General features: G+C 52.5%; 14 protein-coding genes. 5 read left to right on the forward strand and 9 right to left on the reverse strand.

Features of this window, described 5'->3' with window-relative positions; translation table 11 throughout:
- Positions 1-35 precede the first annotated feature (35 nt).
- Positions 36-419, reverse strand: a complete 384-nt coding sequence (locus BUB06_RS10080; protein WP_010306479.1) for a winged helix-turn-helix transcriptional regulator — start codon at positions 417-419, stop codon at positions 36-38.
- Positions 420-610: 191 nt separating this feature from the next.
- On the opposite strand from BUB06_RS10080, the gene BUB06_RS10085 reads away from it, so the two are divergent.
- Positions 611-1165, forward strand: coding sequence for a flavodoxin family protein (locus tag BUB06_RS10085; RefSeq protein ID WP_039470212.1), 555 nt, complete (start codon positions 611-613; stop codon positions 1163-1165).
- 52 nt (positions 1166-1217) lie between these two features.
- Here the strand turns inward: BUB06_RS10085 and BUB06_RS10090 are convergent, their stop codons facing one another.
- Entirely contained in the window at positions 1218-1640 is a 423-nt protein-coding gene (locus tag BUB06_RS10090; protein WP_039470210.1) for a DUF2502 domain-containing protein, read from the reverse strand.
- A 303-nt stretch (positions 1641-1943) separates the two neighbouring features.
- On the opposite strand from BUB06_RS10090, the gene ipdC reads away from it, so the two are divergent.
- Both ipdC and ytfE read left to right on the forward strand, forming a co-directional pair.
- Positions 1944-3611 carry an indolepyruvate decarboxylase gene (ipdC, locus tag BUB06_RS10095; RefSeq protein ID WP_039470209.1) on the forward strand — a complete coding sequence of 556 codons (1668 nt, stop codon included), beginning with the start codon at positions 1944-1946 and terminating at the stop codon, positions 3609-3611.
- Positions 3612-3713: 102 nt separating this feature from the next.
- A complete protein-coding gene (gene ytfE / locus BUB06_RS10100; protein ID WP_010279034.1) occupies positions 3714-4379 on the forward strand; it encodes an iron-sulfur cluster repair protein YtfE in 666 nt (221 codons plus the stop codon).
- A 90-nt stretch (positions 4380-4469) separates the two neighbouring features.
- Here ytfE and fklB read toward each other — a convergent pair whose 3' ends face one another.
- On the reverse strand, positions 4470-5090 hold the full coding sequence (gene fklB, locus BUB06_RS10105; RefSeq protein ID WP_039470208.1) for a BamJ family beta-barrel-assembly machinery protein: 621 nt from the start codon (positions 5088-5090) through the stop codon (positions 4470-4472).
- Between the two features lie 404 nt (positions 5091-5494).
- Between fklB and BUB06_RS10110 the strand changes: the two genes are divergently transcribed.
- On the forward strand, positions 5495-6208 hold the full coding sequence (locus BUB06_RS10110; RefSeq protein WP_039470206.1) for a LysM-like peptidoglycan-binding domain-containing protein: 714 nt from the start codon (positions 5495-5497) through the stop codon (positions 6206-6208).
- Here the strand turns inward: BUB06_RS10110 and BUB06_RS10115 are convergent.
- From BUB06_RS10115 to yjfP, 6 genes are all read right to left on the reverse strand, one after another.
- Entirely contained in the window at positions 6205-6567 is a 363-nt protein-coding gene (locus BUB06_RS10115) for a DUF488 domain-containing protein (RefSeq protein ID WP_039470205.1), read from the reverse strand. The genes BUB06_RS10110 and BUB06_RS10115 overlap by 4 nt on opposite strands.
- Before the next feature lie 129 nt (positions 6568-6696).
- Positions 6697-7149: a 50S ribosomal protein L9 gene (gene rplI, locus BUB06_RS10120; RefSeq protein ID WP_010279043.1), complete on the reverse strand. Its 453-nt coding sequence runs from the start codon at positions 7147-7149 to the stop codon at positions 6697-6699.
- Between the two features lie 41 nt (positions 7150-7190).
- Positions 7191-7418, reverse strand: coding sequence for a 30S ribosomal protein S18 (gene rpsR / locus BUB06_RS10125; RefSeq protein WP_005974788.1), 228 nt, complete (start codon positions 7416-7418; stop codon positions 7191-7193).
- A gap of 4 nt (positions 7419-7422) precedes the next feature.
- Positions 7423-7743 carry a primosomal replication protein N gene (priB, locus tag BUB06_RS10130; protein WP_015841576.1) on the reverse strand — a complete coding sequence of 107 codons (321 nt, stop codon included), beginning with the start codon at positions 7741-7743 and terminating at the stop codon, positions 7423-7425.
- A 5-nt stretch (positions 7744-7748) separates the two neighbouring features.
- Positions 7749-8141, reverse strand: coding sequence for a 30S ribosomal protein S6 (rpsF, locus tag BUB06_RS10135; protein ID WP_005974793.1), 393 nt, complete (start codon positions 8139-8141; stop codon positions 7749-7751).
- Between the two features lie 181 nt (positions 8142-8322).
- Entirely contained in the window at positions 8323-9075 is a 753-nt protein-coding gene (gene yjfP / locus BUB06_RS10140; protein WP_039470204.1) for an esterase, read from the reverse strand.
- A 294-nt stretch (positions 9076-9369) separates the two neighbouring features.
- On the opposite strand from yjfP, the gene BUB06_RS10145 reads away from it, so the two are divergent.
- A complete protein-coding gene (locus BUB06_RS10145; RefSeq protein WP_039470202.1) occupies positions 9370-11310 on the forward strand; it encodes a methyl-accepting chemotaxis protein in 1941 nt (646 codons plus the stop codon).
- Positions 11311-11565 lie beyond the last annotated feature (255 nt).

Consider the following 11565-nt stretch of genomic DNA (forward strand, 5'->3'; position numbering starts at 1 on the left):
GGCTCCTGCTTCGGCAGGAGCCTGAACCACAGCGGTTATAGCGGTTCAACCGTGTTATTTGCGGAGGCATCAAACTTCTGTTGGGACAACAGCACGTTATCCATATTCTGCTCCGCCCAATAGGTAAGCTCAGCAATCGGCTTAGCCAGCGTTTTTCCCATTACGGTCGAGGCGTATTCCACCGTCACCGGAATGGTTGGAAAGACCGTGCGTTCGACGAAACCGTCACGCACCAGATTCTTCAGCGTTTGCGACAGAACCTTTTGTGAGATCCCTTCCACGTCGCGTTTTAACTGATTAAAGCGCATCGGTCGTTCAACCAGAATGTTCAGAATCAGTAACGTCCATTTATCCGCGACACGATCCAAAATCATGCGGGTCGGGCAGTTTTGCGCATAAACATCATAGCGTTTACTCATTATCGAGTTTCCACGTGGTTACCTTGAAGATACCAACTCACTTAAAAGTGCTTTCTTAACAGAACCATGAGGCTCCGATATAGTCCTCACATTATAAAGTTAGTATCTATTAGAAAGCACGTATCACTCGCAACGCCCGATTATCGGTCACCTGCGAGCCATTGATAAACACAGAAAAACGAGGATTTTTTATGTCAAAAGCAGTCGTTATTTACCATTCAGGCTACGGCCACACCCAGCGTTTGGCTACTGCCGTAGCCGAAGGCGCTAACGCCGAGCTGATTGCTATCGATGCGGAAGGAAATATCAGCGATGCCGAGTGGGAAAAACTCGCCGCCGCCGACGCCATTATTTTCGGTACACCGACCTACATGGGCGGCCCGACCTGGCAGTTCAAGAAATTTGCGGATGCCAGCTCTAAAGCCTGGTTTACCCGTGCCTGGAGCAACAAAGTGTTTGGCGGTTTTACTAACAGCGCCAGCCTGAACGGCGACAAGCAGGTCACCCTGATTTATCTGCAAACGCTGGCTTCACAGCACGGCGGAATTTGGGTCAGTCTGAATCAACTGCCTTCCAATGCCAAAGCGGCAAAACGCGATGATTTGAATAACCTCGGTGGTTCCGTCGGTCTGCTGGCACAGACGCCGTCTGACGCCAGCGTAGATGAAGTGGTCGCGGGCGATCTGGCGACCGGTAAGCTGTATGGTCAGCGCATTGCTGACATCGCTGCAAAACTGGCTAACTAAACGTTATCCCCCAACGAACAAGCGCCGCTTTTCGCGGCGCTTTTTTATTTAGCTAGTCGCGAAACGATCCTCGCCCATTGCGATAGTAACCATTCCCCCGCTCATGCCCGCGCCTGTCCCACTCGCCGCGACGCGGCCCGCGATCGTCAACATAGCGTGGCGGATCAAAACGACGGTTGTCATAATCACGTCTATCGCGCTGGCTCTCACGCCACCAGCGGGCATCGCGCCAGCGCCAGCCATCCCAATAGTAACCGTGCCGATTACGTTCACCACGATGGTAACCCCGGTGCTCCTGCCACCAGCGCTCACTGCGCCAGTCGTAGCCATCCCAGTAATTACCTCGTCTGTCACGCTCGCCGATATTCAACGTGACACCGGGCATCAGATCGATGCTGGCACCCTTAGCCTCTGGCGCTGGCATGACCGCAAACATTCCCACAAACAGGGCACTGATGACGAGTGGCTTAAACATAGGGTAACTCCTTGCTCACCGCGACTGCGGCCTGACAGAGATATACGGGGAAATCCTCTGCACCACTATCAGATAAATGCGCATTTTCCTGATTTTACCGTTCTTAACGTTTCGCTAACGACAGCGCACGCTATTCATCAGCTAACTACTAATTAATTCATTAATAAATTTAATACTAAAAACCCTCTCAAGCACGAATAGATGCAGAGTTAAGGATTAACCATAGGGAATAAATATTAGAAATATTCACCTTAGCGCTAATACTTAATTGCAGAATATCCGTCATTCATAGAGGAAACAGCGATGGGCGAAAACTATACGGTGGGCGATTATTTACTGGATCGTCTGACACAAATTGGTATTCAGCATCTCTTCGGGGTGCCGGGCGATTACAACCTGCATTTTCTCGATCATGTCATCAGGCACCCGGAGATCGCCTGGGTAGGCTGTGCAAACGAGTTAAACGCCGCTTACGCCGCCGATGGCTATGCGCGATGCCGTCCGGCGGCGGCCCTGCTCACCACCTTCGGTGTCGGCGAACTCAGCGCGATTAACGGTATTGCAGGCAGCTACGCGGAATGCCTGCCCGTCATTCACATTGCCGCTGCGCCCAGTCTCGCGTCACAACACAACGGCGAATTACTCCATCACACATTAGGCGACGGCGACTTTAGCCACTTTTCCCGCATGGCAGCGGAAGTTACCGTTGCGCAAGCCAGCCTCACCGTCGAGAACGCCACCACAGAGATCGACAGGGTTATTGGAGAAGCGCTTGCGCAGCACAAGCCGGTATACCTGTTTCTGCCATTGGACGTGGCGGCGGCACCGGCTGGAACACGACCGTATTCGCTCGTTATCCCTGAACCATTACGCTCTGATGAATCGCTGCAAGCTTTTACCGCAGCCGCCACCACGATGCTCAGCGAGGCAAGATCAGTCTCCTTGCTGGCTGACTTTCTGGCTCAGCGCGCTGGTGTTGCAGGGCAAATCCAACGCTGGCTTGATAAAACCCCGCTCCCCCACGCCACCTTGCTGATGGGGAAAGGCACGCTAAACGAACAGCATCGCAGTTTTACCGGCACCTACGCGGGTGGCGGCAGTCACGAAGCGATCCGGGCACACATCGAAGACGCGGATGTCATCATCAGCATTGGCGTGCGTTATACCGATACGATTACCGCTGGCTTCAGCCACCAGATTTCCAGCGAAAAAAACATCGATATCCAGCCCACGCTGGCGCGCGTTGGAGGCCAGGTTTTCCCTGCTGTTCCGATGTCAGACGCCATCACCGCGCTGGAAAACATCACCGCGATGCTCTCGCCCCGTTGGGATCACCGCACCATTACGCCTCCGGCCTTACCGCAGTCAGAGCACACCGACACACTCAATCAGCGGGAGTTTTGGCAACAGATGCAACGTTTCCTACGCTCTGGCGATATTCTCGTGACCGACCAAGGCACTTCCTGTTTTGGGGCCGCCACGCTCCGGTTACCAGCGGGCTGTCATTTCATCGTGCAACCACTGTGGGGGTCGATAGGCTATTCTCTGCCCGCCGCATTCGGCGCACAGATTGCCGAACCGGAACGACGCGTGGTGCTGTTGATCGGCGACGGCTCACTTCAACTCACCGTGCAGGAACTAGGCTCGATCATTCGGGATCGCTTGAATATGGTCATTGTGGTGCTGAATAACGAAGGCTACACCGTTGAACGCGCGATTCACGGCCCCGAACAGCGCTACAACGACATTGCCGCCTGGAACTGGACACAGCTTCCTGCCGCGCTAGGGGCGAATGAAGACGAGATACTCTGCGAACAGGTATGTTCACCGGCCGCACTCGCGCAGGTGCTTGAGCAAGTGAACGCCGTGTCGCGTTTGTCGCTCATTGAGGTGGTATTACCGAGAATGGATATTCCCGCGCTTTTACACACCATCACGCAGTCGCTTGAGACCCGCAATACCGTGCAGTAGCACGGTATACTTTATGCCGCCTACCTCGTAAGTGGTATATTCAACGAATAAAGATGCATTTAAAATGCAATTTATAAACTGCATTCGTTGAGAGGCATCATCATGGCATACCGCGATCAATCCCTGGGTGAGTTGGCTATCGCTATTCCGCGCGCAACCAAACTCTTTCGTGAACTCAATCTGGACTTCTGCTGCGGCGGAAAGCAAACGCTCAGCCGCGCGGCGGGCAAAAAAGATCTCAACATCGACGAGCTGGAAGCACAGCTAGAAAAACTGGCCGCGCAGCCTTCTGACGCGCGCGACTGGCGTGAAGCACCGCTGGCCGACATTATCGCGTACATCATCCCTCGCTTTCACGATCGCCACCGCGAACAACTGCCGGAACTGATTCTGATGGCAGAAAAAGTCGAGCGCGTGCATCACGATAAAGCCGACTGCCCGCACGGCCTCGCAAACCAGCTGACCGCCATCTATAACGAGCTGTCTCAGCATATGATGAAAGAAGAACGCATCCTCTTCCCGATGATCAGTCAGGGAATGGGCGCGAATGCTGCCGCTCCGATTTCCGTGATGGAGCATGAGCACGATGACGCTGGACGTGATGTGGAAGTGGTCAAAGAGCTGACCAACGGTGTCGTACCGCCAGAAGGGGCCTGCAACACCTGGCGTGCGCTGTACTCCGGTATCAACGAGTTCATTACCGACCTGATGGAACACATCCATCTGGAAAACAATTTGCTGTTCCCACGCGCGCTGCGCGGTGAGTAATGTCGCTTCAATAAAAAAAGAAAGTCAGTAGAAACCATTCCGTAGAAATAACAAAGGCGCTCAGTGAGCGCCTTTCTTTTTGTCTGGAGATTACAGAATTTCCAGCAGTTCCACTTCAAAAATCAGCGCGCTGAACGGAGGAATGGAAGCCCCTGCGCCACGTTCGCCATACGCCAGATTGTGCGGAATATAGAGTTCCCACTTGGAACCGACTGGCATCAGCGTCAACGCTTCAATCCAGCCTGGAATCACGCCGCTTACCGGGAATTCAGCAGGTTGACCACGCTGGACGGAGCTGTCGAACACGCTGCCGTCAGTCAGGCGACCAGTGTAATGTACACGTACGCGATCCTGACGAGCAGGAATCGAACCTTCACCCTGCGTCAACACGCGGAATTGCAGACCAGATTCCGTGCTGTTCACGCCTTCTTTCTGCGCGTTTTCGGCCAGGAACTGCTGACCTTCTACCGCCAGCACCTGTTGGCGATCGCGACGAACCGCATCAGCACGCTCATGAATTTCACGTAGCGCACGATGAACCACATCCACAGGCACCGCTGGCGCATTACCTTCCAGCGCATCGCGTAGACCAGCAAGCAGGGCTTCTGGGATCAGACCTTCAAGACCTGATTCCTGTAACTGTTGACCAACCTGTAAGCCGATGCCGTAACTTGCCTGCGCTTCGACGCTATCAAAAGAAGGAGTTGTCATGGATGTTCCTTTTAATCTGTAAAAAACTGAAAGCGCAGCATAACAGCGACGGGGATTGGGGTAAAATCCTGTGTGTAGGTAATCACGTTAACCGCACGCCAGCCAAGCCATTCCGGGAAGCTGGCCTATACTGGTAGTTCTGATGTTTCTATCGCACTGGTTGCCTTAATCATCAACGCGTTAACTGGTCAGCCCATGCGGGTTATCGGTATACTGGATTGCGTTATCATCCTGATACTGTTTTTATGCCGACGCCGTCTGGCTAGTGAGATAGCTTAGTTACCGACATCGTTTTAGTTACTGGCATAGCGTTGTTAATGACACCATTTTTATATGATGCTGTTTTTATACTGATTTTTTATACTGAACTGTTTTTATATTAAACCGTAGTAAGAGAGGTCACCATGGGCAGAATTGCGCCCAGGAAGCGGAAAACCACCTGGGATTATCAAACGCTAGTACGCTTCTGCCAGCGAATCATCCAGCGGCAGCCCTCACATGCTGTAGCCGTAGAAAACGACGGGGAACGCGAAGAGCAGGAACAGCTGCCCTCTCCTTCCCTGCGCGAGCGTCTTGGTGCCATGCTACAGAAAGTCTGGCATCTGCCCGACGGCTATCACTGGATGGAACCGTTGCCGTTCCTCCATCGTCGCTGGATTTTAATCGCTATCGCACTGCTGCTCGTCGTGTTGCTCTGGCCTTACAGCGCGCAACATCCGCAGCCTGCCCGTACCACGCCCGTCCCTCTTACCCAGGCAGATAATCAGGCTGCGATGCAGGCCGTGATTATTGAAAGCCAACCTTTAACACCACAGCAGCAGCCTACGGCCACCGAGCCTCCAACGTCGTCATCAGCACCGTGGCGACAGTATGAAATCGCCTCGGGGCAAACACTGGCTCAGCTTTTTCGCGATAACAATCTGCCAGTCAGCGATGTGTTCGCGATGGCTCAGGTGGAAGGCAGGGATAAACCGCTCAGCAATTTACGAGCAGGTCAGGCAGTCAAATTACAGTTGAATGCACAAGGTATGGTTGCAGAACTGGAGATCGAAACCACGGCGAACCAGACGATTCGATTCACCCGCGGTGCGGACGGTGCCTTTACTCGTACGCGCTAACGAGCCAGCCGTTCCAAAAGAAAATCGCGCAGGACGATAGCATGATTGTGCTGCGCGTCTTTACTGCCATAAAGCAGCGTGATTGCCTGCTTCTGCTCAAGTAACGTCAACAGCCTGCCGCACGCCGAACCCTGCGCTAACTCATTACGATAGTAATCCACAAATTCCGCCCAGCGTTCAGGTTCGGCGTGAAACCATTTCCGTAACTCGCTACTCGGCGCGATGTCTTTAAACCACTCAACGCCCTCCAGACGCGCTTTGCTGATGCCGCGCGGCCACAGACGGTCAATCAGAAAGGTGGGAGAAGAGAAAGGCGCGTGCGCGTCATAGACGCGGATGAGGTGAATCAAGTCAGACATGCGGCCTCCGGCCTGCTTTTTAGGTATAGGTAATGATAGGTCATTTCCCGATCCCTAAAATGCAAAACGCTGGCACAAGGCCAGCGTTTCACATGTTAACTAAAGTATTAATTCAACGATAAACGTGAATTATGCTTCAGCAACAACAACGACATTCAGTTCAGCAAAGACATCGCTGTGTACCTGGAAGCTCACTTCGTGCTCACCCAGAGTACGCAGAACGCCGTTCGGCAGGCGAACTTCGCTCTTAGCAATGTCAACACCGGCAGCCGTTACCGCATCAGCGATATCGCGAGTACCGATGGAACCGAACAGTTTACCTTCGTCGCCTGCTTTAGACGCGATGGTAACGCTACCCAGTTCTTTGATCTTAGCAGCGCGAGCTTCAGCAGCAGCCAGAACGTCAGCCAGTTTGGCTTCCAGTTCAGCACGGCGTGCTTCGAAGAACTCAACGTTTTTCTTGGTTGCCGGGACAGCTTTGCCCTGTGGAACCAGGAAGTTACGAGCATAGCCCGCTTTAACGTTTACCTGATCACCCAGGCTGCCCAGGTTTGCTACTTTATCAAGCAGAATAACTTGCATTACTTTATCCTCTCAAAGTCTCGTTAATGGACAGTGGCCGATTACTGATGACGGTCAGTGTACGGCAACAAAGACAAGTAACGCGCACGCTTGATAGCGCGGGCCAGCTGACGCTGGTATTTTGCACGAGTACCGGTGATACGGCTCGGAACAATCTTGCCGCTTTCAGTGATATAGTTTTTCAGCGTAGCGATATCTTTATAATCAATCTCTACAACGCCTTCCGCGGTGAAACGGCAGAATTTGCGACGACGGAAATAACGTGCCATGTGGCTAGTCTCCAGAATCTATCAATTCAATCTGCTCGGCATGTAACACTATCTTGCTCAAGCCATTGCGCCCTTGATGGCAGCTAATGAACCCGTGCACGGTAAGTTGCGTGCCGACCGTTATACTGTGGGTAACTGCTTGTGACGAGAGTCCGCTGACAATCACGGGCATACGACACCATGCTTGCCGACTCAATCCGGCTTCCTCCTGTGTCGAGCGGTGCTCAAGCACAAACTGACAGTGAGGAATGCCTGACGGGCTGACTTTACGAATGGGCGTCTTGCACACTGTGCCGGACAACACCAGACGGTTCACCGTCACCACAACAATTACTCTTCAGAATCCCCTGCATCCACATCATCGCCAGCTTCAGCGAAATCTTCACGACGCTCACGGCGTTCGTCTTTCGCTTTCACCATTGGAGATGCTTCAGTTACCGCGTGCTTAACGCGCATAACCATGCTGCGGATAACGGCATCGTTAAAGCGGAAGTTTGTTTCCAGCTCATCGATCGCTTCCTGCGGCGCTTCAACGTTCAGCAGAACGTAGTGTGCCTTGTGCAGTTTGTTGATCGGGTAAGCCAGCTGACGGCGGCCCCAGTCTTCAAGACGGTGGATCGTGCCCTGCGCACCAGTGATAGTGGCAGTGTAGCGCTCGATCATGCCCGGAACCTGTTCGCTCTGGTCAGGATGAACCATAAATACGATTTCGTAATGACGCATCGAATTGCTCCTTACGGATTATTCAGCCTCCTGTCTGGGTCAACCGCGGCCCGTGGAGGCAAGGAACGTGTGTATGTGCGGCTGAAAAAATGACGCGTAAGTATAGTGCCCGACATTAAAGAACACAAGGAAGAAACACAGGAGTATTCTGCGCGGCGATATTTAAACAGTCGGGCAAGAATTACAGCGTCCGCTGGAAGAAATCAGCGCCTGCCTGCAGCGCCGTTGGCGTAATGCGATGCCCTACGCCCGGTTCGGTCAAATACGTCAGATTAGCCAGCTTATCGCGCGCCTGTAGTGCCTGATAGAGGCGTGCGCTTTCTGCCGCCGGCACGACATCATCCGCTTCACCGTGCCACACCAGCAGCGGCCGATCGGACAGCGCATCCAGACGCGTCGTGACATCATAATTAGCCAGTTTGCTCGCTAACGTCTGTAACACCGCTTGATTTTCCTCACTATCGGCCGGAACCGGAGGAAACAGCGCGGACGATAGCGTAGAGAAATAGCCGGATCCCATAAATGCCGCTACCGCAGTAATCCAGGGATAACGCGCCATACACCCAAGCGCACTCATTCCGCCGAGCGACGCGCCGCAAACGCCAATCCGTGCCCCGTCGATCAGGCCACGCTGCCGATATTCCGCGACATAATCGGGAAGTTCTTCAATATTCGATTGCAGAATATCCCAGAAATGGCGCAATCGATGCGCTTCATCACCGTTATAGCGCGCACCGTGCATGGCCGCATCGGCCAAAATCACCCGAAATCCAGCCTGAGCCAACGCATAGCCAAAATACGAATACACCTCTTTTGATGACGTGTAACCATGAAAGAAGAAAATCGTCGGGAGGGGCTGCTCTCGCTTTCCCGCAGGTACCGCGTGAATCGTTTCAATACCGCTACCGAGTTTATCCAGTGACATTTCGACCATATTTCCCTCGTTTTCCGTTCTGTCAGCCTATTTTTATGTAGCGAAATCGTATTTAGCAGAAAGGGGACGACCTTTTACGATAACCCCACTCACAGCCATTTCTTATCTCCGTGTCGTCCTTGATTCCGTTCGGGTTTAATCGGCGCATTTATGTAAATAAAAAAATCACATTGATCTAGATCAATAACTGAAATGAATGTTTACACTCCGTGATTAATTTTTTTCCATTTACTGCCGTTAACGCATGTGAAGCAAGACTAAAAAATAACCTTTTTTATTATAAGAGACACACATATGTTGGGACTTTCTTTTAAACACTGGGGCCTGGGTATCAAGCTATCAGCCATCGCTTCACTGAGCGTGGCGATACTTTTTATCGCATTCACCCTATCCCTTACCCGATCAGCAGGCAATCAGCTCAAAGCTCTGACCCTTAACGACATGCAGAGCCAGGTGAATGGCGTCACCGACATGATCAACATGTACGATGCCAGCCTACAAGCCGAGGTCAGCAACTATACGCGGCTGCTGGCAAGCTTTCTGCCAACTCGGTTTTCACTGGATACCGTTAACCGCACGCCTTTCGGCAGCACCTCTCACCCAACGCTTAAGGCTGGCGATACGGTATTGAACCTCAACACCGAAGTGCCGGACGACTTTCTAACCCGTACCCACGCGATCTCAACGATTTTTGTCCGCGATGGAGAGGATTTTACGCGCATCACCACTTCACTGAAAAAAGAAGATGGATCGCGTGCAATAGGCACCAAACTCGATCGTGAAAGCCCGGCCTATGCGCCCGTGATGAAAGGTGACACCTATAGTGGTTTAGCCACACTGTTTGGCAAACAGTACATCACCCAGTATCAACCGATACGCGATAGTGAAAACAAGGTGATCGGTATTCTGTTCGTTGGTGTCGACATCACGAAGCAATTTACCGAGATGCAACAAACTATCCTGAACAAGAAAATCGGTGAAACCGGCCATTTCTTTGTCCTTAGCACGAAAAAAGGAAAGGATGCGGGTAACTATCTTTATCACCAAAGCAATGCCAACCAACGCCCTGACTGGTCAGAAGGTGCGTTAGAGAACGTGCTGGCAACCGGTAATGGTACGCTCGAATACGACAACAACACGATGACGGGCGAAGAAAGAACCCGAATCATGGTGTACCGCAGCATTCCGCAGTGGAACTGGATTGTTGCAGGCGCAGTGAGCAAAGAAAGCCTAATGGCAGAGGTTAATCACACCCGTAACTTGTTTTTGGGCGGCGGCATTATTCTGGTTCTGCTCTTCGCTGGATTCTTTGTCGTGCTGACGCGCAAATGGCTGAGCCAGCCGCTGGTTGAAATCGTCAAAGTGGCGGAACAGTTCTCTGCCGGTAATCTGACCGCGACACTTTCAAGCAACCGTTACGATGAAGTTGGCCGCCTTATCGATGCCATTAACGGCATCGGACAAGGGCTAACGACCATCGTGTCGCAGGTCAGAAATTCATCCGAAGAAATCAGTGCCAGCACCGATGCACTGGCTGCAGATAGCGAAAACATCAGCGAGCAGATTGCCCGTCAGGCCAGTAGCGTCGAAGAGACGTCTGCCAGCATGGAGCAACTCTCCGCCAGCGTGAAGCAGAACGCCGATAACGTCTCCGCCGCCAAAGAGCTGGCAGAGCAGAGCGCCGCAGCAGCACGAAACGGTAGCCAGACCGTCACCGACTCCGTTTCGACGATGAGCGATATCAAAAATTCATCCCAGCGGATTGCCGATATCACGACGGTGATCGAGTCCATCGCTTTCCAGACCAATATTCTGGCACTGAATGCCGCAGTAGAAGCCGCTCGTGCAGGTGAACACGGCAGAGGTTTCGCCGTAGTTGCTGCTGAAGTGCGGGCGCTGGCACAGCGCAGTTCTACCGCCGTGAAAGAGATTGAAACCCTGATTGATGAATCACTGGAGAAAATCGAAGCGGGTTATCATTTCTCAGAAAAAACGCAGGCGGTAATGGACGATTTGCGTAACCGCATCTTGCAGGTCAGCACCATCGTGAACGATATCGATATCGCCTCACGCGAGCAGTCCGCGGGTATCAGCCAAGTGAACATCGCGATTGTACAGATTGGTCAGGCAACACAGGAAAACGCCATTCTGGTCAACAATTCGGAAGACACCGCGCAGAGCCTGCGCCAGAAAGGCCGCCACCTCAGCGAGCTGGTCAGCGTCTTCCGTATTTAACATTCACACATACCCTAAATAATTCGAGTTGCAGGTAGGCGGCAAGAGAAGGTATCCCGATGAGCTTACTCAGGTAAGTGATTCGGGTAACTAAGCGTAGCCAACACACCTGCAGCTTGAAGTATGACGGGTATAACGGCCATCGTGTCGCAGGTATTGCACGATGGCCGCCACTTGCGTATTATGCCGACGTTTTTTCACCCATCCCCCACACTGACAAAGGAGACGACATCATGACAACATTTACTCTGATTC

Origin of the sequence: Pectobacterium carotovorum (genome assembly GCF_900129615.1) — a bacterium.
Lineage (GTDB): Bacteria > Pseudomonadota > Gammaproteobacteria > Enterobacterales > Enterobacteriaceae > Pectobacterium > Pectobacterium carotovorum.